This window comes from Terribacillus sp. AE2B 122 (assembly GCF_902497585.1).
In the GTDB taxonomy this organism is placed as follows: Bacteria; Bacillota; Bacilli; order Bacillales; family Amphibacillaceae; genus Terribacillus; species Terribacillus saccharophilus_A.
The window spans coordinates 47,816-69,303 of record NZ_LR700946.1 but is presented as its reverse complement, the minus strand read 5'-3'; the positions used below and the strand labels follow the sequence as shown (position 1 = coordinate 69,303).

Annotated in this window: 26 protein-coding genes and 1 tRNA gene (1 of these 27 cut by a window edge); 10 read left to right on the top strand and 17 right to left on the bottom strand. The window is 42.5% G+C overall.

Going from position 1 to position 21,488, the window contains the following annotated elements; all coding sequences use genetic code 11:
* Window positions 1-2: 2 nt before the first annotated feature.
* Entirely contained in the window at window positions 3-1,181 is a 1,179-nt protein-coding gene (locus tag AE2B122_RS12765) for an FtsW/RodA/SpoVE family cell cycle protein (protein WP_175074344.1), read from the bottom strand.
* A 229-nt stretch (window positions 1,182-1,410) separates the two neighbouring features.
* Here AE2B122_RS12765 and mgtE point away from each other — a divergent pair, with 229 nt between their 5' ends.
* From mgtE to AE2B122_RS12750, 3 genes are all read left to right on the top strand, one after another.
* Window positions 1,411-2,778 (top strand): magnesium transporter, encoded by a 1,368-nt coding sequence (gene mgtE, locus AE2B122_RS12760; RefSeq protein ID WP_095219455.1) that lies wholly within the window; start codon window positions 1,411-1,413, stop codon window positions 2,776-2,778.
* A gap of 19 nt (window positions 2,779-2,797) precedes the next feature.
* A complete protein-coding gene (locus tag AE2B122_RS12755) occupies window positions 2,798-4,633 on the top strand; it encodes a monovalent cation:proton antiporter family protein (protein ID WP_095219454.1) in 1,836 nt (611 codons plus the stop codon).
* Window positions 4,634-4,735: 102 nt separating this feature from the next.
* A complete protein-coding gene (locus tag AE2B122_RS12750) occupies window positions 4,736-5,185 on the top strand; it encodes a CotO family spore coat protein (protein ID WP_175074343.1) in 450 nt (149 codons plus the stop codon).
* A gap of 48 nt (window positions 5,186-5,233) precedes the next feature.
* Here AE2B122_RS12750 and AE2B122_RS12745 read toward each other — a convergent pair whose 3' ends face one another.
* Window positions 5,234-5,716, bottom strand: a complete 483-nt coding sequence (locus AE2B122_RS12745) for a CotY/CotZ family spore coat protein (RefSeq protein WP_095219452.1) — start codon at window positions 5,714-5,716, stop codon at window positions 5,234-5,236.
* 219 nt (window positions 5,717-5,935) lie between these two features.
* On the opposite strand from AE2B122_RS12745, the gene AE2B122_RS12740 reads away from it, so the two are divergent.
* Window positions 5,936-6,367 carry a hypothetical protein gene (locus AE2B122_RS12740; protein WP_175074342.1) on the top strand — a complete coding sequence of 144 codons (432 nt, stop codon included), beginning with the start codon at window positions 5,936-5,938 and terminating at the stop codon, window positions 6,365-6,367.
* Between the two features lie 88 nt (window positions 6,368-6,455).
* Window positions 6,456-6,734, top strand: a complete 279-nt coding sequence (locus AE2B122_RS12735) for a hypothetical protein (protein WP_175074341.1) — start codon at window positions 6,456-6,458, stop codon at window positions 6,732-6,734.
* 1 nt (window position 6,735) lies between these two features.
* Here the strand turns inward: AE2B122_RS12735 and AE2B122_RS12730 are convergent, their stop codons facing one another.
* From AE2B122_RS12730 to AE2B122_RS12690, 9 genes are all read right to left on the bottom strand, one after another.
* Window positions 6,736-7,413, bottom strand: a complete 678-nt coding sequence (locus tag AE2B122_RS12730) for a DUF421 domain-containing protein (RefSeq protein ID WP_254593502.1) — start codon at window positions 7,411-7,413, stop codon at window positions 6,736-6,738.
* Window positions 7,414-7,493: 80 nt separating this feature from the next.
* A complete protein-coding gene (locus tag AE2B122_RS12725; protein ID WP_175074339.1) occupies window positions 7,494-7,916 on the bottom strand; it encodes a GNAT family N-acetyltransferase in 423 nt (140 codons plus the stop codon).
* A 2-nt stretch (window positions 7,917-7,918) separates the two neighbouring features.
* A complete protein-coding gene (locus tag AE2B122_RS12720; RefSeq protein WP_095219448.1) occupies window positions 7,919-8,434 on the bottom strand; it encodes a 2'-5' RNA ligase family protein in 516 nt (171 codons plus the stop codon).
* 95 nt (window positions 8,435-8,529) lie between these two features.
* On the bottom strand, window positions 8,530-9,255 hold the full coding sequence (locus AE2B122_RS12715; protein ID WP_175074338.1) for an esterase family protein: 726 nt from the start codon (window positions 9,253-9,255) through the stop codon (window positions 8,530-8,532).
* Window positions 9,256-9,470: 215 nt separating this feature from the next.
* Entirely contained in the window at window positions 9,471-9,854 is a 384-nt protein-coding gene (locus AE2B122_RS12710; RefSeq protein WP_175074337.1) for a VOC family protein, read from the bottom strand.
* Window positions 9,855-9,998: 144 nt separating this feature from the next.
* On the bottom strand, window positions 9,999-10,865 hold the full coding sequence (locus AE2B122_RS12705) for a metal ABC transporter permease (RefSeq protein WP_175074336.1): 867 nt from the start codon (window positions 10,863-10,865) through the stop codon (window positions 9,999-10,001).
* Complete coding sequence (locus AE2B122_RS12700; protein WP_175074335.1) at window positions 10,862-11,770, bottom strand: metal ABC transporter permease; 909 nt, start codon at window positions 11,768-11,770, stop codon at window positions 10,862-10,864. The genes AE2B122_RS12705 and AE2B122_RS12700 overlap by 4 nt, the downstream gene beginning before the upstream one ends.
* Entirely contained in the window at window positions 11,767-12,516 is a 750-nt protein-coding gene (locus AE2B122_RS12695; RefSeq protein WP_175074334.1) for a metal ABC transporter ATP-binding protein, read from the bottom strand. Before AE2B122_RS12695 ends, AE2B122_RS12700 begins: the two co-directional genes overlap by 4 nt.
* An 11-nt stretch (window positions 12,517-12,527) precedes the next feature.
* Entirely contained in the window at window positions 12,528-13,457 is a 930-nt protein-coding gene (locus AE2B122_RS12690; RefSeq protein WP_175074333.1) for a metal ABC transporter solute-binding protein, Zn/Mn family, read from the bottom strand.
* Window positions 13,458-13,660: 203 nt separating this feature from the next.
* Here AE2B122_RS12690 and AE2B122_RS12685 point away from each other — a divergent pair, with 203 nt between their 5' ends.
* Window positions 13,661-14,272: an HD family hydrolase gene (locus AE2B122_RS12685; protein WP_175074332.1), complete on the top strand. Its 612-nt coding sequence runs from the start codon at window positions 13,661-13,663 to the stop codon at window positions 14,270-14,272.
* Window positions 14,269-14,673, top strand: coding sequence for a FosX/FosE/FosI family fosfomycin resistance hydrolase (gene fosX / locus AE2B122_RS12680; protein WP_175074331.1), 405 nt, complete (start codon window positions 14,269-14,271; stop codon window positions 14,671-14,673). Before AE2B122_RS12685 ends, fosX begins: the two co-directional genes overlap by 4 nt.
* 15 nt (window positions 14,674-14,688) lie before the next feature.
* On the opposite strand, the gene AE2B122_RS12675 is transcribed toward fosX, so the two are convergent.
* From AE2B122_RS12675 to pgaC, 3 genes are all read right to left on the bottom strand, one after another.
* A complete protein-coding gene (locus AE2B122_RS12675) occupies window positions 14,689-15,558 on the bottom strand; it encodes a polysaccharide deacetylase family protein (protein WP_175074330.1) in 870 nt (289 codons plus the stop codon).
* The gene (gene pgaD / locus AE2B122_RS12670) at window positions 15,555-16,004 is read right to left on the bottom strand and encodes a poly-beta-1,6-N-acetyl-D-glucosamine biosynthesis protein PgaD (protein ID WP_254593501.1); all 450 of its coding nucleotides are present in this window, start codon (window positions 16,002-16,004) and stop codon (window positions 15,555-15,557) included. Before pgaD ends, AE2B122_RS12675 begins: the two co-directional genes overlap by 4 nt.
* 66 nt (window positions 16,005-16,070) lie before the next feature.
* Entirely contained in the window at window positions 16,071-17,216 is a 1,146-nt protein-coding gene (pgaC, locus tag AE2B122_RS12665; RefSeq protein ID WP_254593500.1) for a poly-beta-1,6-N-acetyl-D-glucosamine synthase, read from the bottom strand.
* 418 nt (window positions 17,217-17,634) lie between these two features.
* Here pgaC and AE2B122_RS12660 point away from each other — a divergent pair, with 418 nt between their 5' ends.
* Both AE2B122_RS12660 and AE2B122_RS12655 read left to right on the top strand, forming a co-directional pair.
* Window positions 17,635-17,835 carry a cold-shock protein gene (locus AE2B122_RS12660; protein WP_095219437.1) on the top strand — a complete coding sequence of 67 codons (201 nt, stop codon included), beginning with the start codon at window positions 17,635-17,637 and terminating at the stop codon, window positions 17,833-17,835.
* 184 nt (window positions 17,836-18,019) lie between these two features.
* Window positions 18,020-18,193 carry a hypothetical protein gene (locus AE2B122_RS12655; protein ID WP_175074329.1) on the top strand — a complete coding sequence of 58 codons (174 nt, stop codon included), beginning with the start codon at window positions 18,020-18,022 and terminating at the stop codon, window positions 18,191-18,193.
* 197 nt (window positions 18,194-18,390) lie between these two features.
* Here AE2B122_RS12655 and AE2B122_RS12650 read toward each other — a convergent pair whose 3' ends face one another.
* From AE2B122_RS12650 to AE2B122_RS12640, 3 genes are all read right to left on the bottom strand, one after another.
* Window positions 18,391-18,708, bottom strand: coding sequence for a hypothetical protein (locus tag AE2B122_RS12650; RefSeq protein WP_141233240.1), 318 nt, complete (start codon window positions 18,706-18,708; stop codon window positions 18,391-18,393).
* Between the two features lie 245 nt (window positions 18,709-18,953).
* Window positions 18,954-20,393, bottom strand: coding sequence for an MDR family MFS transporter (locus AE2B122_RS12645; protein ID WP_175074453.1), 1,440 nt, complete (start codon window positions 20,391-20,393; stop codon window positions 18,954-18,956).
* 6 nt (window positions 20,394-20,399) lie between these two features.
* Window positions 20,400-21,254 (bottom strand): TetR/AcrR family transcriptional regulator, encoded by an 855-nt coding sequence (locus tag AE2B122_RS12640; RefSeq protein ID WP_175074328.1) that lies wholly within the window; start codon window positions 21,252-21,254, stop codon window positions 20,400-20,402.
* Window positions 21,255-21,436: 182 nt separating this feature from the next.
* Between AE2B122_RS12640 and AE2B122_RS12635 the strand changes: the two genes are divergently transcribed.
* Window positions 21,437-21,488, top strand: a tRNA-Val gene (locus tag AE2B122_RS12635) (it continues 28 nt past the right edge of the window).

Here is a 21,488-nt window from a genome sequence, read left to right as displayed (position 1 = left end):
GCTTATTTCTGTGTTTCGAACATGAATGTACGTGTTCGTGAATGAATATTGAGCACGATACCGATCGCAATCATATAGGCGAGTGTCGAACTTCCTCCATAGCTGAGGAATGGCAGCGGAAGTCCGGTAATCGGTACGAGTCCTACCGACATCCCGATGTTCTGGAATATCTGATAAGTAAACATTCCGATGAACCCGGCGGCCAAATAACTGCCGAATGGTTCATTGCTCTCTAGTCCTACTTGAATCATTCGATAGATGAGAATGAAGAATAGGAAGAGCACAATTGCTGATCCAATGAATCCAAATTGTTCAGCGATGGCAGAGAAAATGTAATCCGTATGACGTTCCGGAATGGAGACTTGGAAGTTGGAAGCCCCTTTTCCGAATAGAATTCCTGATCCAATCGCCATTAATCCCAGTCGGTACTGATAACTGGAATCTGGATATTTTTCAGGATAAAGCCAGCCGAGGAAGCGGCTTTCGACGTGCTGGAAAATCGTTTCCTGCAAGAAGGAACCAACCTGGTTAGGGAAAATATACGCCAGAATGGCTACGAATAGAGAAATCCCTAGGATGATACCTAGTATGGTCAGCAGCAGCCGCCAGCTGATTCCGGATACTAAAATAGTAGCGCCAAGGATGGAACATAATACAAGGAAACCGCCAAGGTCAGGTTGTACGGCAATCAGCCCCATCGGTGGCAGAGCTACCGCAAACAGCTTTCCGAGAAGAAACAAATCCGTTTTATTTGTGCGTACTGTATTTTTCTCATTATGAGACATGATGACATGCGCCAATGCGATAACTACAAACACCTTCACAAATTCGGCAGGCTGCATCGAACCGATACCCGGTAAGATGAACCAGCTTGTCGCACCATTTGCTTCATTGATGATGGCTGCTGGGAATTTGAAGAATAGCATCAACAACATAACTATACCGATTCCATAGAAAATCCACACGAGCTGGCGAAGCCGGTCATAATCGAGCAGCATCATAACAGCAATGACAACAGCACCAAGAACGTACCACATAATCTGGCGCGGCATATATTGTGTTTGGGCGGCAAGACCAGATAATGTCGGCTGCAGCTCGAATAATGTGAATGAAGAGACAATACAAAGTAATATCAAGACTAATATAATTGTTAGATCTAACCGGAATTTGTTAGAGTTCATACACAAAACCTTTCTTTCGTTCCTTCCGCATCTCTAGCTGCTATAAAAGCGATTAGATTTTGCAAATGAGTGGAATATAATCTTGTTACAGTTTACAACAAAATGACGGATAAATTAAGTGAACTCTATTAAAGTTTCTTAAACCTTTCACAGAACGGCCGTTTTTACGTTGACAAAAAGCAAGATGTTACTTACTATTGAGTGTTCTTGCAGGCGAGGAGGCAGACGTATGGATCATTTGGAAAACCAAGAAATTTTACTATACCAAAATAAAATCAGGGAAGCACTAGCTAACCAGCAAATTGACCAATTTCGTGCAGAATACCTAGAACTCCACCCGTATGATCAGGCGGCAGTTTTTGAGGAACAGCCCGAAGAGATCCGAAAGCAAATTTATTCTTATCTCTCACCTGATGAAACCGCAGAAATCATGGAAAACGTTAACTGGGAGAATGCCGACGTTTATTTCACGGAGATGTATTCTCGTTATGCAGCGCAGGTGCTCGCTGAGATGTCTGCAGATGATGCAGTGGATATATTAAAGGAAATGGATAAAAACAAAGTTGCTAGTTTTATCACGATTATGGAAAAGGAATCAGCAGATGAAATCAAGCATCTTCTGCATTATGAGGATAAAACGGCCGGAAGTATCATGACAACCGAATTCGTCAGTGTCAGCGCTACAGATACGGTACGGGAAGCGATGCTGCATCTTAGAGCAGAAGCACCTGATGCTGAAACTATCTATTATACCTATGTCGTTGATCAAGACAAGAAGCTGGTCGGAGTCATTTCTTTGCGTAATCTCATCATAGCGGAGAAAGACTGGCTCATTTCCGAAGTGATGAGCGACAGGATTGTCAGTGTCGATGTCGGTGGCGATCAGGAGCATGCTGCGCAAATGATGCGTGATTATGACTTCTTGGCACTGCCAGTAGTCGATTTTCAAAATCATATTCTCGGTATCATCACAGTCGATGATATTCTGGATGTTATGGAAGAAGAAGCAGATGAAGATTACAGCCGTTTAGCAGGTGTCAGCGATACAGAAAAAGGAGAAGACAGTGCTTTCGTGTCTGCTCGCAAACGGCTGCCTTGGCTCGTTGTTCTCCTTTTCCTCGGTATGATTACGGCCAGCATGATCAGTCGTTTCGAAAATACGCTGAGCCAAGTTGCCATACTCGCGAGCTTTATTCCGCTTATCGGCGGGATGGGGGGGAATACCGGCACCCAGGCACTGGCAGTTGCGGTGCGAGGTATGGCTACAGGGGATGTTGCTAAACGCGGGAAAATGCGAATGGTGATGCGGGAAGGGTTGACAGGAATTATCACTGGACTAAGCTGTGGTATCGTCATTACAATAGTCGTGACCATCTGGCAGAAAGACTTCTTCCTAGGCTTACTTGTCGGTTTATCCATTTTTGCGACGTTGATCATTGCGACTCTGGCAGGAGCGATCATTCCGCTGCTCATGCACAAGCTGAACATTGACCCAGCGATTGCTTCGGGTCCATTTATCACTACCATTAATGACATTATATCTATATTGATTTACTTTGGGCTGGCAACAGCCTTCATGGGACTGTTAACACAATAGAAAAAAAGGAGGGTCCAGCATGGAGCATGAATCCATCATATCCTTAGTTGTTGTCATTCTGGCAGCATTTCTTACACCTATACTAATGAATCGTCTTAAGCTCCGTGCGCTCCCTGTTGTTGTAGCGGAAATTATTGTCGGTCTCATTATCGGCCAAAGCGGTTTTGATTTGGTCAACCAAAGTACTTGGCTGGAAACACTGTCTACGCTCGGTTTTATCTTTTTAATGTTCTTGAGCGGACTTGAAATTGATTTCTCGATTTTTGCGGGGAAAAATAAACGAAAGAATGAAAAACAGCCATCTCAATCACCATTCATTATTTCATTAGTTATTTTCCTTGGTATACTCATCTTATCAGTCGGCTTGTCTTACGCTTTCGTTTTGGCGGGCTTCATAGATAATGTCTTTCTCATGACGCTGATCATTTCCACCATTTCACTAGGTGTTGTTGTGCCGACGCTGAAGGAAGCGCAGATGATGAAGTCAACATTCGGCCAAACTATTCTTATGATTGCAGTCATCGCTGATTTGGTGACGATGATTCTGCTTGCAGTATTTGCTACCATTTATGGAGATGAAGGCGGCAATATGTGGCTGCTGCTAATCCTGTTTGCAGTCGGAGTTATTTTGTATTTCGTCGGCAAGATATTTCAAAAGAGATCCTTTATCGAAACGATGTCGAAGGGTACAGTCCAAATAGGGACGCGAGCAGTCTTTACGCTTATAATAGTACTTGTAGCTGTCTCTGAATCAGTCGGTGCTGAAAACATATTAGGAGCATTTTTAGCTGGTACACTCGTTTCCTTGCTGTCACCGAACCAGGAGCTTGTACATCAGCTGGACAGCTTCGGGTATGGATTCCTGATTCCAATTTTCTTCGTGATGGTAGGGGTAGAAATGAATCTGCGCACACTGCTGACAGATCCGCAAATTCTAATACTCATTCCATTGCTGCTGATTGCATTGCTCATTTCGAAGATTGTACCGGTTCTCTACTTACGTCGATGGTATGACTGGCGTTCCGTAATCAGTGCTGGAACTATTCTGACGTCTACGCTTTCCTTAGTCATTGCGGCGGCTGCTATTGGAGAACGCATTGGAGTTATAGATGCTCAGATGGAAGGGGCACTGATCCTTGTAGCTGTTATAAGCTGTATCATTACACCTTGGTTCTTCAAGCGATTTTACGTTCGCTATGCAGAGACCGACAAGAAGAATGATGTTGCCTTTATCGGTGCAAATCAACTTACCATGCCATCTGTACGAAATCTGGATGAACGTTATTATCGAACACATCTGTATCACACAAAATTGGACAAGCTCGATGAAAGCCTTGTGCAATCAGAATTTGATATACAGGAGCTGGATAATTACGAACCTGCCCAGCTGGAGGCTCTTGGTGTATTCAATGTTGATATCCTGGTCGTATCTACCGGAGATGAAGAACAGAACAGCCAAATCTCCCTTTATGCAAAGGAACTAGGGGTAGACCGTGTTATTGCACGAATTGAGCAGCCAGCATTAAGTAACGAATTGAAGGAGAACGATATAGAGGTGTTTTCCGTTCTGCTCTCAACCAATGCATTGCTGAAAGCACTCATAGAAGCGCCTAGTGTTATGAATATTTTGACCAACCAAGATAACGCCCTTTACCAAGTATCGATGCAGAATCCTGCATTTGATGGCGTATCCTTACGTCAATTTCCGTTTCATGGTGACTTGATCATTGTCCGTATTTTTCGTGGTAAAGATTCTATCGTTCCGCATGGCGATACTGTCCTGCGAATGGATGATCGACTCATCGTCACCGGTTCAGGGGAGTATGTAGATGATTTACACGAGTTATTAGAATGAAGACTGTCTATGGACAGTCTTTTTTCTTTTGCTTAAATTGGGCACCCTCATTTTTTAACTGCATATAATGAGTAGGAATCTTAATGCAAAGGAGGACGTTGCGTGTCCAAAGAAAAGGTAAGGCGCCAGCAGCCAGTGCTGTTTATTGCCCAGCCGAAGCTTGATCTTCCGATAGCAGAAATGCAGCAGGCATATCGTACGGCAAAAGGAAAAAAGACTGAAGTAGTAGCAGCAGAAGAAGTAACGGAAGAAGTAAAACCAGAAGCTGTTGTACCCAAAGAAGAAGTATCACCAGCAAAGAAGAAGATAGCTCCGTCCAATAGAAAAGTGAATTTCAAAGATTTACTGACGGCAGAAAAGGTTGATTATCTCCTGAATCTCCCTTCTCAGATTCCGCGTATGAAATGTGAACTTGTTACGACAGAGGGCAGCTTGATCGGTATCATTGCAAGTATAGAAGGAGACCTTATCCAATTTAAATCAATTCGTCGTCCGTTTAAACGTGAAGTGAAACTAGAGGACATCCTGGATATCAAAATACTCGGCTTCTAAGAAAAAAGTTCAATCTTGTAATCAAGATTGAACTTTTCTTGTTAAGACTTAGTTTGTAGGCGGTGTGCCTGTAACGAATGCAGAGATAGCTGGCAAAGTAGTAATATGGGCGAATGCATTTAAATCAACTGTGAAGCAAATTCCTGTAGCTGTTAGGTTAGTAACCTGTTGTTCAGCAATTCCATCAGGAATTAGTATTAGATCTGCTGGGCTGCGAAGCAATTCCAGCACAGCGCTGTTATCGTCGTAGACTGCTTTCACACGGAAGTAGTAGCTTCCAGCTACCGGCCCAAGTGTACCTGGAGTTGCTCCTGGTGCGACTCCATATCCACGGAAAATAGCTCCGAGGTCGTTATATAGGCAGATTGGTACTGTATCGAAACCAGTAGATCCTCCGAAGTTGCCTAGAAGATCATTGATGGATTGTTCCGCACTTGTTGCGCAGCACTCGGAATGGATATCTTTTTGTGCATTGGCAATTTCTCTTACGATATCCACGACGACTGATGAACGGTTTTCTCCGTTGCTCATGATTTTACCCCTCTCGAAATGATAAAGTAATGACGTTTCGTCTTTAATAAGATATGAGGGGCCCTTTGTTATGTGTGGGCACTTAACCGGATTATGCAAGAAGTTGGTAGGTATTTGCAGGTGAGGAAAAAACACATGAATAGGCGTACATAGCACACCTTTCATAGTAGGTCACATAAACTATCAAGACTTAAGTCTAAGGAAAAGGGAGTGAAAGACATGTCTGAGGAAAAAAAGGTCATCCATGTGAAGAACCTCATCATTAAAGCTGATAAAGTTGTGCTGGATGCGGACGATATAGACAAAGGAAAGCACGATCATGACGATAAAAAGCATGATCATGACGATAAAAAGCATGATCATGATGATAAAAAGCATGATCATGATGATAAGAAACATGATCATGATGATAAGAAACATGATCAAGACCATGATTACGATCTGTTCTTCGGTTCCCGCCGAAAGAAAGATGAAGATAAGCATGATGATAAGTCCGATCATGATGATAAACATGAACAAGATAAAAAAGATGATCGGAAGTTTGATTTTGATCCAATCTTTGGATTCCGCCGGAAGAACGATGAGGATCATGAAGATAAACAGAAAGGCGAAGATGACAAAGACAAAAGACCCCGTAATTTTTGGTTCTGATACAAAGCAGCTTCGGCTGCTTTTTTATATGGTTAGACAAGGAGAGAAGCAGGGTAAAGAAGAATAAGATAATAAAGGAGGGGATTGCATGAGTTGGACCGTACCAGTTTCATCCTATCAGTATATGGATTATCAAAACAGGATCAACAGCCCAAAAAGTGACCGATATGTGATTGAAAGGACCAATCCGATTATGTCTAACAAGACAAAGGATCCGTTCGAACAGCGTGTTCAGGATCGGCTTGACTACCAAGCTGCCGCCATGCCCCGCCAGAAGCGACATCAAGTAACCAAAGAGACACAGTTTGACGGGAAGACATATAGCTTATTAACCGGAAAGGGGCGTTATATTAACACAGTTTGTTAATTTAATATGATCTGGTAAATAGCCCGTCGATGGGCGTCCACTCCGCATATACTACCTCGGAAACACTGCTGAAACCTTGTTTCCTTATTTCATTCTCCAGCCATTCCAAGGTCTGGCCGCTATTAATAATGTTATCCTTTATGATTTCACCGTCTAGTATGAACGAAACAGGGAGAGGGTTGGGCTGTTCCTTTAGATCAAGATCATTTCGTGTAGGATTTTGATAAGCGCTTTTTTTCAAAACGCTCAGACTGCCATCAGCTTCGATGATTGCATAATCTACTTCGGAGAGTGAAAAAATGCTGTTGGATCGTAACTGGTGCATCAGCTGATTGAAATCCATCTTGTTGGCTTTCATATCCTCATACCGAAGTTCGCCTTTGGAGATGATCACAGTAGGTTTCCCTTCCAGAAAACCGCGTGCTCCTTTGAATCGCTGGGTGGTTTTTTCGATGACGACCATCAGTAAGCCCCATGTGATGATTGCGACTGCAATATGCGGAATACCAGCGTCAGGATCAAAAATAGCATTACCGAATAACTCTCCGACAGCAATTGCAGCGATAAAGTCAAAGGCTGTAATCTGATTCATTTGGGTTTTTCCGAGCACCTTTGTTAATACAAACAGCCCAAAAAAACCGAATATTACTTCCACAATGATATGTCCATATTCTCCCACGTGCAACACACCCCTTCTAAGAGAAAGCATGCCCAAAGGAAACTTGACTATACAAAAAAAGAGACTTCCAAAAGGAAGTCTCACAGCTGTTTTGTCATTGTTTTATGCGGAATGCCAGCATCCATAAATTCCTCTGAAACGACTGTGTATCCCAGTCGTTCGTAGAAAGGGATTGCCTGAGTCTGCGCGTTCAGTTTCGCTTTTTGCATACCGCGTTTTTTCGCTTCCTCTTCCATGGCCCACATTAGGTCATTTCCATAATGCTTGCCTCGGAAATCTTTCAGTATGCAAATGCGTTCCATCTTTGCATACTCATCGACCAAACGCATTCTCGCAGCCGCTCCCGGAGTTCCATCCTCGTATCCGACGAAGTGGATACTTTCATTCTCCAGTTCATCAATTTCAAGATCTGCTGGTACTTTTTGTTCCTCAACGAATACTAGTGTTCTTACTTGGAAAGCATCTTGCTGCTGAATACTGTTTTCTGCTACGGTTATTTCCATGTTTATTCCTCACCTAACGTAAAAGTTTCTTTCACAGTCCATTTCCCGTCTTCTTGCTCCTGGAGCAAATGGAACTGTATGGCTTGTTCTTCATATTGGAATTGTTTCAGTTTCAATGTGCCGTGCAAATCAGCATATTCCCCATTCGAAAGGTTTTGCGCAATCGTAATATGCGGAATGAATGCATATGCTTCTTCACCTTCAAAGAAACCATGATATAACTTTTCGTGCAGTGTTTTTAATTCTTCAGAAGGCGTCACCTTGAAATAGAGTGTATTATGAGCAGGTGCAAATGTACTTACTTTCTCAATTTGATAAGAGAATGGAGCTGTCTCGCGTGCAATTCGTTTTAGCTCACTTACAGCATCGATAAGGTCATCTTCTTCATTCAATGGGAATGGCTGTCTTACCTTCATATGCGGTTTGATGAGGGCGTAAGCAGAGTCGTATCGTTTACGATACGAATTGGCTTCTTGCTGCACTTGCTCAGATGGAAAAATTGCTATAGTGTAGTTCATCTCAATACCTCCAATTAAGAATGAATAGCATGCGTACCGTTTGCTTATGCGTCTTATTATACCAAAGATAGGGCGTGCTGTATGCGGACGAAGGTTTATCCGAATACGTCAGTCAGTACCTGTTTCATATCACGCTGCCAATACTTCCATGTATGATCCGCATCTTTTAGTTCCCTATAAGTATAATCAACAGGCTTCGTGCGGAAATATTCTTGTAAGCTGCGATTCGGTTCCACAAAGTCCATCTCTTTCTCGAAGCTAGTAGGAACTTTAGTCTCATTTGTACCAATTGTATGATAAATGGACAAACTATCTAGCTGCTTTGCATCTCTTACTTCCCGCATGACAGCTTCGTCGACTAATGGAGACTGCATCACAACGCCACCAAATGTATGCGGGAAGCGAAGGGCAGCCACAAGGGAGAGGGTACCAGCCAGAGAATCGCCCATCAATGTCCTGGTGGCTCCCATATGTAATGTCGGCAAATCATCCTCCAGAACCGGCAGCACTTCATGCAGGAGGAATTGTAGAAAGGCTTCATGTTTCTTTCCATCAGGATAGTATTTATCGATTCGGTCGTGACGGTCACGGTAATGAATGCCGGCGAAGACCGTATTCTGGATCTCACCGTCACTATGCAGCTGATCACTTAACGTCGCGATGCGCCCCATTTGGAAATAATCGTTACCATCTTGCATAATGCATAGCTGGTACTTATACAAAGGAGAAAATGACTCCGGTTTATACCAGCGTACTTCCAAGCTCTCATCCAAATAGATGCTGTCTATGATGGCACTTTCCATCTTACCATTTCGTTTCATCTGTTAAACCTCGCTTTGTGAAAGGATTGTGATGTCATTTTACCATGAATGGAAGGAAGAGTATGAATAATACAGGTCGTCAAGGTAAACCTTACAGCCTAATAACTGCTCTTACAGTGAAATAAGTTGGTTTATTCTTTGACTCCATAAAAAAGGATCCATCTCAATTAATCGAAATGGATCTATTAGTGCTGTATTTAATCTAGGATAAAGAATCAATCGTTTTTCTCCATAATTGCAAAGTAATTTCCTTCATAATCTGCAAAGTTGAATACTCTTCCAGTTGGCATTGCGACTATTTCTCCGACCGTGACATGATCAGTTAATAAATCATTATGCAGTTTATCGAGATTATCTGAGAAAAACATCAAAGAAGGGGTGCCAAGATTTAGTTCAGGCTCCATTTTGGAAATGAATGCTTTGTTGTGTAGAATGATACTTGTTTCTGCACCTTTTGAAGGTGCGATTTCAATCCATCTCATACCCTGACCATCGTCTTCTTTAGCGAGCACTTGAAACCCCAGTTTTTCTGTCCAAAAGTGGACTGCCTGATCCTGATCGCTTACATATAACATAATTTGACCAATGTGATTAATCAATTTTATTCTCCTTTATTATGGACGTGCCTATACATTCTACAGTCTCGCGGATTTTACCTTCTAGAAGCGCTCAATTAATGAAACAGGCCACGCACTATAAAATATAGAGCGCGGCCGGTCTAAAGGAGGATACGAAGTCTAAGTTCAAGACGTTTTCATCGTCCGATAACGTCGCAACAGTCCATACCTTGGTGAGAAAAACCAAGTCAGCAGAAATAAAATACCTCCCGCGGCACTCATCGATCCAGAGATCGAAGCATCCAGTAACAGCGCGCCATAATAACCGAAGATGGCACTTGCGGCACCAAACAAACAGCTGTAAAGCAGCATTACGGATAACCTATCGGTCATAAGGTAAGCGCAGGAGCCTGGCACGACTAGCATGCTGACAACAAGGACGGCACCAACAGCATCAAAGGAGCCGACAGCTGTAATGGATACAAGACCCATTAATAAGTAATGGATCAAAGCAACCGGAACGCCTAGCGTTACTGCTAGTGCAGCATCGAAACTAGTGAGCTTTAATTCCTTGTAGAACAATAAAATGACGAGCGTTGCGAATAGGCTGATACATAGGAGCATTCCTGTTGCTTTCGGTATTTCAATTCCAAAGACAGTGTACGTATTCCATGGAATAAAGGCGATTTCTCCCATTAAGGCGTGTTCCACATCGAGGTGGACATCTCTGGCGAAAAGCGAAATAAATATGACCCCGATGGCAAAGAAAGTCGTAAACACAATACCGATACTGGCATCTTCTTGAACACCCGAATTATGAAGTGATTGGATAGCAAATGTCGTCACCAATCCGATAACTGTTGCGCCAATTAGCATATAGATGCCGTTCAGACTGTTTGCAACAAGAAATGCGAGTACGATTCCAAGCAATACACTATGACTAATAGCATCAGCGAGCATTGTCATTCGCCGAACAATCAGGAAACAACCTACCATACCACAGCTGATTCCGACGAGACAAGCAGTCAGCAGAATCCAGCCCTCATATGTCATAAACTTTCCTCCTTCAAGCGTTCAGCACTTACGTGATGTGCCATCAGCTTTTGGATGAGACCACGCTTTGGTCCAATAATGAAGGAGACGATAAAACAGCCAGCAGCAGTTACAACGATGAGCGGACCGGTTGCCAAACCGGTGCTGATTGTACTGATTAAAGCACCAACTATCCCAGAACAAGCCCCAATAGCTCCAGCGATGATCACCATCCAGCCAAGCCGATCCGTCCAGTACCTGGCGCTAATAGCTGGGATGATAAGCAATGCAGCCATCAGAATAACGCCAACCGCTTGGATGCCAATTACGACCGTAATTACAAGCAGGGTAGAGAAGAGTGTTTCAAGTAAACCAACTGGCAGCCCGCTGTTTTTGGCAAAGTCAGGATCGAATATAAGCAGCTTCCATTCTTTAAATAGAAGAAAGGCGATGAGAATCAGTCCGCCGGCAGCACCAGCCATTGTATAGACATCGTCCCGAGTCATAGCTGCAGCCTGCCCGAAGATGAAGTGGTCGAGTCCGCTTTTATTTCCTCCTGCCTGCTGCGTAATTCGGCTCAGCAAAACAATTCCTGTACCGAAAAAGACGCTTAATATAAGACAGATGGCAGCATCTTTTTTGATCCTCGTCGTTGTAGTGATAAGCTGGATGAGATAGGTTGCCAGTAGTCCCGTTGCAGTCGCACCGAGCAGTAGGGCAAGCAACTGCTTCTCACCAATAAGGAGGTAAGCAATACATATGCCTGGCAGCGCTGCGTGAGCAACGGCGTCACCAATAAGACTCTGTTTTTTTAAGAGAGCAAAGCTTCCAAGAACTCCGCTGGCAATCCCAAGCAGCATTGTGCTCAGCACAACCCATTGCGTATTCGGCTGATGCAGCAATGCATTCCACATATCCTGTATCATGACATAACTCGCTTATCGCCGGTAGGTGAGAAGAAAGCCAACGTACCGCCATAGGTTTTTTGAAGCAGGTCTTTTGTAAATACTTGCTCGGTGGGCCCGTTAGCTACCACAGTGCGATTTAATAGAAGTGTGTGATCGAAGTATTCCAGCACTGTCTGTAAATCGTGATGCACAACGATGACCGTTTTGCCTTTATGCTTTAATTCCCGTAACAGATCGATAATCGCTTTTTCTGTTTTAGCATCCACTCCGACGAAGGGCTCATCCATGAAATATACTTCCGCATCTTGCACCAATGCGCGTGCCAAAAAGATACGCTGCTGCTGTCCGCCGGAAAGTTGGCGGATCTGCCTATCTGCGTAATCTGTCATTCCGAGCTTGTGTAATGCCTCTTTCGCAAGCATAATATCCTGTTTTGAAGGCCGTTTAAACCAGCCGATATGTCCATACCGACCCATCAATATGACATCAAGTGCATTAGTTGGAAAGTCCCAATCAACTGATCCGCGCTGTGGTACATACCCTACATTACGGTTTTTTGGACTGTAAGGCTTGCCTAGAATGGAAATTTGTCCTGATGAACGCTTCAGCATTCCAAGAATGGCTTTGATTAACGTGGATTTTCCTGCGCCATTTGGTCCGACGATGGCTGTAAGACTTCCTTTCGGTATAGAGAGTTCCACTTGTTTTAGTACAGCTTTTCTATCATATGCAACTTGCAAATCCTTTACATTCAAGGCTTCCATTCGTCATCCTCCTATTTCAAAGCGTCAACGATCGTGTCTACATTGTGACGATACATGCCGATATACGTGCCTTCTTCCGTACCTTCTTCACCCATAGCATCAGAATAAAGTTCGCCACCAATTTCAACTTCGTGTCCAGCTTCCTTGGCTCCATCAATCACAGCATTGATCGACTTTTCGGACACACTCGACTCCACGAATACAGCACCAATTTTACGTTCAGTCAGCGTATCCACCAGTCTCTGGATATCAGCCAGACCGAATTCGGAGTCAGTAGACAACCCCTGCAGTCCCATCACTTCCAAATCGTATGCCTCACCGAAATATTGAAAAGCATCATGCGCTGTAATGAGAACCCGCTGTTCTTCTGGAATGGAGGCTAGCTGTTCTTCGGCATAAGCTTTCAGCTCATCCAGTTCCTTTAAATAAGCAGTTTCGTTTTTTTCATAGTCTGCTTTGTTATCGGGATCTTCTTCGATGAATGTGTCTGTAATACTGCCAATTGCATCTTTCCAGATTGCAACGTCAAACCAGATATGAGGATCGGACAATGTGTTATCCTCCGCATCAGTAAGCAGACCGGAACCGTCGATGTTCTCCCCGATTGCTACTGCAGGTGTCTTATCCTGCATATTTTCGAACACTTCCAGCATCTGGCCTTCCAGATGAAGCCCGTTATAAAGAATGACATCTGCATCCTGAAGCTTTTGCATATCGCTTTGCGTTGCTTTGTACAAATGCGGGTCAATTCCTGGACCCATTAGACTTTCAACTTCCACATGTTCGCCGCCAATCTGTTCAGCAGCATCGGCAATTTGAGCAATAGTCGTCGTCACCTGCAATTTGTTTTCCTCAGAACCCGAAGCAGAATCGGAAGCACCACAGCCAGCAAGTAAGAAAACAGCAAACAAAGGGGAAACAAAGTAAAACAGCTTCTTCACACAAAACACTCCTTTTCAGTAAATTCAATTCTTTAGGCACACGCACTTATTTTGCCTTAGTGCAAAATTATATTATGTACATGGGAAAGTCAAGTGCATGTTTGCAAAAAATAATCAAGCAAGAAAATAAATTTACCTAAGGCAAAAAACGACATGTATTGCATGAAAATTATGGTAATATGATGGGAAGGGGGATGATATCAATGGAACATATGAGAGGAATTATGCAAGTATTGAGACTTGCTGAAAAGCTCAAATTTGAGATGCGACACAGTTGGCTGTCAAACGGCAGACAGGAAAGTGTAGCAGAACATACATGGCGCGTAGGCCTGATGGCAGTGCTTATAGAACCATACATAGAAGAAAAACTAGACATGGCAAAATTGTTGAAGATGATCACGATTCATGATTTAGTCGAAGCAGAGGCAAAGGATGTGCCTGCTTTTGATTCGCTGTTTGATATGGGGAGAAAAGAACAAAAGCAGTTGGCAGAGTCAACAGCAATGGATAATATCAGAGCAATGCTGGAAGAAGAGCCAGGGAAGGAGCTGCAGGCACTTTGGCTTGAATTCGAAGCAAAACAAACATTTGAGGCAAAAGTAGCCAACGCTTTAGATAAGCTGGAAGCACAGTTGCAGCATAATGAAGCTTCGATGGATACATGGCTGGAGATAGAAAAGGAAATGGTTTACTTGCTAAAGCCACATTCGGAATTCCATCCAGTACTGGATGAACTGCGGCAAGTCATTGTTGCCGAGGCGGAAGGAAAAATGGAAGCGCATGGTTCTGTACAAAGCGTGGGACTTTCGGAATGATCAAGGGGATCAGCCATATAACGTTTGTTGTCAGAAATCTCGATCAAACAGCTGCTCTTTTCAAGGAGATTTTAGATGCGGAAGAAGTATACGACAGCGGGAATGAAAGGCATTCATTATATCCGGAGAAGTTTTTTTTGATAGGCGGTCAATGGATTGCTGTCATGCAAGCAGATGAAGTTGTGAACCGGACATATCATCACGTCGCTTTTCAAGTAACAGCAACTGAACTCGACACGTACAGAGATAGGATAGAGAAGGCTGGCTTAGAAATAAGACACTCCCGCTCCCGGATTGTCGGCGAAGGAGAGTCCATCTGTTTCTATGATTTTGATAATAACCTGTTCGAATTGCACACGGGCACGCTGGAGGAACGAGTAAAAGCATACAAAAAAGGATGAAGCTTAAGCCAAGCTTCATCCTTTTTCCTGCTCCTCTAAATAAGGCAATATGATTGATTCAAATGTTTCTGGATTAGTAACAATTCGGTTTAAATAATAGGGGTCATCTTTTACTGTAATCGATTGCGGCGCAAGGATAGCCGCTTGTTCGAAGCCAGCATCTTGCACAACTTGAGCAACCTTATCATTCGTATTTCCATAAGGATAGGCGAAGGTAACAGGATCAATATTCAAATGTTTCTCAATCACGGCTTTACTTTTCTCTAAGTCTTTTGCGAAGGCATCCAGATTATTGTCATCCAGAAACAGTGGCTTGTCTGCTTCAAGCCTGTGCATATCATATGTATGCGAACCGATTGTAGCGAGTCCGCTGTCGGCCATTTCCTGTATCTGCGTCCAGGTAGCCATCTGCAGATTCTGGAAGTCCTTATCACCGACATGCCCAGCAATGACATAAAGGGTAAAAGGTACGTTCTCTTTTTCTAGAAGCGGAAAAGCATTCTCATATACAGTCCGGTCAATATCATCAAAGTTGATCCACACGCAGCGATGTGGAAAAGCGCCTTCTTTCTGGTAGCGATTAATGTCTTCTGGTGTAACAAAGGTAACGTCCATATCTTTTAGTTTCTTGAGCTGTCCCTCGAAATCATCGGTGTAAACACTATAGCGTGTCAGTTCATCCGACCGAGTGAAGAAAGAGACTGTCTTATTAAACACAGTTGGGCGCCTTACCCTATGGTAATTCAATCCGAGGCAGCCATCTTGATTCAAGGCATGATCAACCTTTGTCTCTTCGGCTACGTCTGCCTCAAACAAGTGAATAGCACGAAAAGTGATCAACCCTACTATTACTAAACCAACAAGGATTAAAAGAATTCTTCTCATTTTTCCAAATCACGTACCGGATTTTTTTCGAACTCAATATAATTGCTCGTTTGCAGTTTCTTAATTGTTTCTGCCGGAATGAGCTCCAGCTTTTCCAAGTCGTCCACTGTAACTGGCCTTGGCGGCTTGCGTCTTGTCTTGATTCCAAAACGTTTCTTGTTATACGTTCTCCAGAACAAGAAGTAAAGGAGGAAGAACAGAAATATACATACACCGATCAGCATGAAAGTCCGAACCTCGGCATTTGAAGTCTTGAAAGCTATTTTCAATATACCGCTGTACCGATCATTTGTATCAAATAAAGCAGAGGCAAAAAACCAAACGACAAACAGACTATAAATCCAGATAAGCAGTGTGAATAGCAGGCTCACGATGAAACGCGGCAAAGACTGCTTTTCCAAAATGATCACTTGTTCCTGTTGATCCCGCGGTCTGGGCTTTTCCATGTCGCATAGCCTCCTTTATAACGTGATGCAATGGCACGAGGAAACGCACTCATTACTACACCTGTATTAACGATCCAGTAAAATAGCAGGATACCAGGATGCCCACAGATAAAATCGTTTCACTTTGTCATACTTCGAATCAATATGCAAAGAGATAAAGAGCTGAATCAGACTCATAAATACAAGAGCGAAGGAAGTGAATGTAATCCAGATGAGCATTTCCTGGAAAGTTTCTGCTGTAAGCAAAAGTGACACTGTTACAAACAACCAAGCAAAAGCCCAGATTGTACTAATCCATTGCTCTAAATAAACAACCCAAATGCGGCGCTGATTCCAGCGGAACAGCACACGCCAGTGGCGCAGCATAACTTCCTGCCCTCCTTGTGCCCAGCGAACACGCTGTTTCCAAATTCCTTTCAAACTCTCCGGGACAAGCATCCAGCACAGTGCCCGCGGTTCATATCGTATATCCCAGAAGCGCTGCTGCAGCTTCCAGCTGACAGCGATATCTTCCGTAATCATATCCCGATCCCACAAACCAACATCCAAAAGCGCCCGCTTCCGGAACGCCACGACAACACCGGAAACCGTCATAACTTTTCCGAGAATTCGCTGGGTGCGCTTGATTGCTCCAATGATAGAGGAGTACTCTACGAGCTGCATCCGGCTGAGCAGTGTATTTCGGTTCCGAATTCGCGGGTTCCCGGTAACTGCACCAAGACGCTCACCCTTATGCAGAAAGTGATGAATCAAATAATATGGTGCATCATTATCAAGAATCGCATCTGAATCCAAACAAAGCAGAAATTCACCTCTGGCAGCATGCGCACCAAGATGCAAAGCATTCGCTTTACCTCGGTTCTCGTACGACTGGATAACTCGGATACTCGGATGTTTCTGACTGAGTTTTTTCAGGATAGAGGCAGTATTATCCTTGCTGCCATCATTAATCAAAATGATCTCTTTCTTCGGATAATCCAAACCTAGTAAGTTATCTAATGTCTCTTCAATCGTATCTTCCTCATTATAACAAGGGACCAAAAAACTGATCAGCGGCCAATCGACCTTCTCAAAATCAATTTTTTGGTCTTTATCACGAAACCATATATAGACAAGCGTACCAGCAATCCAAAACAGCGCCATCACAAATGGGTACCAAAAGACGAAACTAGCAATGCCATTCAGCCCTGGTACGAAAATATTATCGAACATATCTTGCCCACCTTTATGTATTACGCAACTGCGCTATCAAAGTATAATAGATTGCCACATAAAAAGCACTAGTAATTTGTATATATATGTAAAATAAAGTAAAAAAATAAAGGATTTTTTGGGCTGTCTATAAGCTACAATTTTTGATTGTTATTTGGATGATTTCTACCATATAATGGAGTTGCTTGATCGGACGATAAATAAATAGAGGTAGACTTAAACTGAGTAAATCCAGGTTTTTACACTTTTAAAATTTTCTGCTTTTCTGTGTTTGCTATATATACTTCTATATGTTATGATGAATTTAGTTATTTTTGTTCGGTGTAAAATTTGCAAGAATGATTTTTATCTTGAGATAGTATGTTTGAACAAGGGTAGTAATACATTTGTGGACAACCCACAACAGGAGGCAATTATTATGGAACAAGGTACAGTAAAATGGTTTAACGCAGACAAAGGTTTCGGTTTCATCGAAGTTGAAGGCGGAGAAGATGTATTCGTACACTTCAGCGCTATCCAAGGCGAAGGCTTCAAATCTTTAGACGAAGGTCAAAAAGTTTCTTTCGATATCGAACAAGGTCAACGTGGAGCACAAGCTGCTAACGTTAACAAAATCTAATTTTGTTAAAAAAGACTCCTTCTGGAGTCTTTTTTTTATGTTTGATTAGTTTAGCAAGTAAATACATACTATATCTACTTTTAAAATCTCGGTATAAAATAACAGAGTTAACAGAAGTTCTTTAGGGAATCATACAAAAGGCAGGCATAAATAATCTAAATTGATACCCGAGAGGATGAGGACTGTGAGCGCAGGAACTTTTCGTAATGGAGAAATAGTAAAAATAAGAGAATCGAATGAATTAGTAACAGTCTTAAAAAGTCATTATGTGAAAAATATGAAAAAATACTCTTATGTAGTCAATAAGTATCCCAGTACTTTTTTCTTTGAAGAAGAATTAATGAAGAATGAAGAATAGTAACTAAGGTTGATAAAATATCCTTTAAATAAAAACAGACTCTGAAAATAGAGTCTGTTTTTATAATGGTCTCTTATGCTTTCCTTATGTTTGTTGCTTAAGGAATTACTCCAGTATACGTTCTTGATAATGGGCAGAATGATTAGTTTTGGAAAGACAAAGCATTTGAAATCGAGAGTTGCTGATCAGTTTTCTAATTAAGGTTGTGTAATTTCTACCAAGTCATTTTCAGGAGTTAAATATTCTTCATCCATGGATAAATATCCGTATCCAAGTTGGATTTTAGCATATTCAAATGTGTTGTCATCTTTCACTACAACAAAGAGCTCTATATCATCCCTTAATGCCATGCCAACTGGATCATGAAACTTCAACCCCAATACATCTTTCATATCTGCTTCCTCAGTATAAGGATGAAACATATAAGCTTTTTGCCAGTCGTATGTAATTAAATCTCCGATATTAATTGTATTGATATCTTCTTCCTTTACTAGTTTATTTAAACTGACTTCCAATTCCTTATCGTGCTTTACTGAAAAGTAGGGTACGGCGAAGTATATTAGAATTCCTAAAATGGCTAAAACACAAAAGATTATAATTGTTACTTTCTTCTTAAAGATAAAAATCGACCTCATTATTTGAATTTATTTCCTATTATAGTCTATTTCGATATATTTAAGTGTATTTTTTCCAATAATGGATAGAAAAAAGCATAAGCCCCCAGATTATACTGAGAGTTTATGCTTAGAGTACTATTCTTTTATTTTTCTGCACCTAAATCTTTCGTTTGTGTACTTCTGCCGTCGGAATTACTTTTCTTTCTCAAGAAGAAAGCCAAAATCAAACCGATTGCCGATAGAATAACAGCTGCGATAAATGCAGCACCCATGCCAGTCACTTGTGCATCAGCAGGATTAGTAAAGTCACCATACTTAATTGTGTTGGTCATGATGGTAATCAGAATCGCCGTTCCAATTGAGCCGCCGACTTGACGGAATGTATTGTTCATTGCTGTCGCGTGTGGAATCAAGTGGTTTGGCAGTGCGTTAATTCCGGCAGTGGTGAGCGGCATCATGACAAGTGCTGTACCAGCCATACGCAATGCGTATATAACGATGATGAACGTAAGGGAAGTATCCAGTTCAAGAAAAGCGAACGGAACAGTCGTCACAGTCATCAGTAGGAACCCAACGATGGCCAGCAATTTCGCGCCAATTTTATCAAAGATAACGCCGACGAATGGAGAAAGAATACCCATTACGATCGCACCTGGTAGCAGCATCAATCCAGAATGGAATGCACTGACGTCACGCAGGTTCTGCGTATACAACGGCAGGATAGTTTCTGTCCCGATCATCAATCCGAAGACGAGCATACCCATAATAGTTGTAATCGTGAAGGTGAAGTTCTTGAACACCCTGAATTCCAGTAATGGTTTTTCCAGCTGCAACTGTCTGACGATGAACAAAATTAATGACAGTGCACCTACGCCGAGTGTCCCCATTACTTCCCAATTCACCCAACCATTCGTACCGGCAGAGCTGAATCCATAAAGGATACCGCCGAAACCGATAGAAGAGAAAATAACAGATAGTACATCAATTTTAGACTCTCGCAACGTTGTTACATTTTTGAGAATGAAAATTGCCAAAATCAAATCAATGACTGCAATCGGCAGAACGATATAGAACAAGTAATGCCATGAGAAACTGTCGACAATCCAGCCACTAAGCGTTGGTCCAATTGCTGGCGCAAACGCGATAACAAGTCCGAACATCCCCATTGCTGTACCACGTTTCTCCGGAGGGAAGATTGTCAGAAAGACAGTCTGCATGAGCGGCATCATAATACCAGCACCGATTGCCTGGATAATACGGGCAACTAGCAAGAGGCTGAAACTAGGCGCAACCGCTGCAATCAGCGTTCCGATGCTGAAAGTAATCATGGCAAACAGGAATAATCTCCGCGTTGAGTATTTTTCGATTAAGAATGCCGTTATCGGAATGAGTATTCCGTTTGTCAGCATAAAAGCCGTAGTCAGCCATTGGCCTTGATCTGCGGTTATATCAAAATCTTGCATGATATGAGGCAGGGCCGTAACTAATAAAGTCTGGTTCAAAATCGTTACGAAAGCACCGATGATGAAAATCGTTACCGTTGCTTTTCGATTTATCTGAGCCGTCTGGTTAGCCAATTGTATTCCTCCTTATAGCAGTAGCCGAATTGCTCGAATACTTTCTTTCAAATTGTTATGTTGATCTAGGTAAGTTAGCAGCGCGTCAATTAGATAGGCAGCAGGCGCTTCTTTAGCTAGTTCTTTCTCCAAATGATCTACAGCTTCTGTCAGCGAACTGTCCTGCAAGTCGTTTGCGGTTATCTCGCGCATTTCCAGCATGATTGTATGAAGCAGTTCCTCTTTTCCAGGAGCATCTGGTAAATCAGCATGAAAATGCAACTGGATATGCTTTTCATTTAAAAGGGGAGGCCGAGTTAACTTGTCCGTGACAATAGCATCCATCACTAGCTTCATCTCATGTGCAACCTCTGCAGGATCCCGTAAGATGGCGCCATCTGCCATCATCTTCAGATAAGGGTTCAGCAGCCCAAGCAGGTTCAGCGTCATATCCCATTTGAATGGTTCTACTTTATCTCCATAAAGATTCAACAGCATGTCCTGATGCCACTTGATAAGAATTGCGCGCACATTGTTCATATGCCGCTGCAGCTCCGACGATTCCTTGAAAGGAGGGGAGAACATCAGCATTTGGATGAGATGTTTGTTTTCTTTAAAAGAATCAATCTCCATCACAATCTTCCGCTCAAATCGCGCCTCGGGCGACAAGCTCTTGTCTTCCTCAATCAAGGTAGCCTTATTCGTCAGCTGCTGATGATTATACTGAATGAGCTCATTCAGCAGCGCTTCCTTAGAATCGAACAGTTTATATATAGAAGCCTTTGATATCTTACAAGCTTCCGCAATCGACTGCATCGACACCTGCTGAAACCCAAACTCGGCAAATTTCTGCTTTGCAGCAAGTATAATTTCTGTTTTCCGATCCATCACATTACCTCACTTAAAACTCATGGGTTTTATAAAAACCAATAGGTCACTTTTGGTACTATACGCTCCTTAAATTGGGAAGTCAATGCATTTGTATATGTTACCCGAAAAGACTTTTCCTAAAAGCGTTGACAAGCTCTAATATCTTTAATAGAATGATACAAGACGTTACATTACATATCGATTCCGTAGCTCAGTTGGGAGAGCATTACCTTGACAGGGTAGGGGTCGCTG

Bases quoted from the DNA above. Each gene is read 5' to 3' on its own strand.
- AE2B122_RS12765 (WP_175074344.1), bottom strand. From the start codon at position 1,181: ATGAACTCTAACAAATTCCGGTTAGATCTAACAATTATATTAGTCTTG.
- mgtE (WP_095219455.1), top strand. From the start codon at position 1,411: ATGGATCATTTGGAAAACCAAGAAATTTTACTATACCAAAATAAAATC.
- AE2B122_RS12755 (WP_095219454.1), top strand. From the start codon at position 2,798: ATGGAGCATGAATCCATCATATCCTTAGTTGTTGTCATTCTGGCAGCA.
- AE2B122_RS12745 (WP_095219452.1), bottom strand. From the start codon at position 5,716: ATGAGCAACGGAGAAAACCGTTCATCAGTCGTCGTGGATATCGTAAGA.
- AE2B122_RS12740 (WP_175074342.1), top strand. From the start codon at position 5,936: ATGTCTGAGGAAAAAAAGGTCATCCATGTGAAGAACCTCATCATTAAA.
- AE2B122_RS12735 (WP_175074341.1), top strand. From the start codon at position 6,456: ATGAGTTGGACCGTACCAGTTTCATCCTATCAGTATATGGATTATCAA.
- AE2B122_RS12725 (WP_175074339.1), bottom strand. From the start codon at position 7,916: ATGGAAATAACCGTAGCAGAAAACAGTATTCAGCAGCAAGATGCTTTC.
- AE2B122_RS12720 (WP_095219448.1), bottom strand. From the start codon at position 8,434: ATGAACTACACTATAGCAATTTTTCCATCTGAGCAAGTGCAGCAAGAA.
- AE2B122_RS12715 (WP_175074338.1), bottom strand. From the start codon at position 9,255: ATGAAACGAAATGGTAAGATGGAAAGTGCCATCATAGACAGCATCTAT.
- AE2B122_RS12705 (WP_175074336.1), bottom strand. From the start codon at position 10,865: ATGACATATGAGGGCTGGATTCTGCTGACTGCTTGTCTCGTCGGAATC.
- AE2B122_RS12700 (WP_175074335.1), bottom strand. From the start codon at position 11,770: ATGATACAGGATATGTGGAATGCATTGCTGCATCAGCCGAATACGCAA.
- AE2B122_RS12695 (WP_175074334.1), bottom strand. From the start codon at position 12,516: ATGGAAGCCTTGAATGTAAAGGATTTGCAAGTTGCATATGATAGAAAA.
- AE2B122_RS12685 (WP_175074332.1), top strand. From the start codon at position 13,661: ATGGAACATATGAGAGGAATTATGCAAGTATTGAGACTTGCTGAAAAG.
- fosX (WP_175074331.1), top strand. From the start codon at position 14,269: ATGATCAAGGGGATCAGCCATATAACGTTTGTTGTCAGAAATCTCGAT.
- AE2B122_RS12675 (WP_175074330.1), bottom strand. From the start codon at position 15,558: ATGAGAAGAATTCTTTTAATCCTTGTTGGTTTAGTAATAGTAGGGTTG.
- pgaD (WP_254593501.1), bottom strand. From the start codon at position 16,004: ATGGAAAAGCCCAGACCGCGGGATCAACAGGAACAAGTGATCATTTTG.
- pgaC (WP_254593500.1), bottom strand. From the start codon at position 17,216: ATGTTCGATAATATTTTCGTACCAGGGCTGAATGGCATTGCTAGTTTC.
- AE2B122_RS12660 (WP_095219437.1), top strand. From the start codon at position 17,635: ATGGAACAAGGTACAGTAAAATGGTTTAACGCAGACAAAGGTTTCGGT.
- AE2B122_RS12640 (WP_175074328.1), bottom strand. From the start codon at position 21,254: ATGGATCGGAAAACAGAAATTATACTTGCTGCAAAGCAGAAATTTGCC.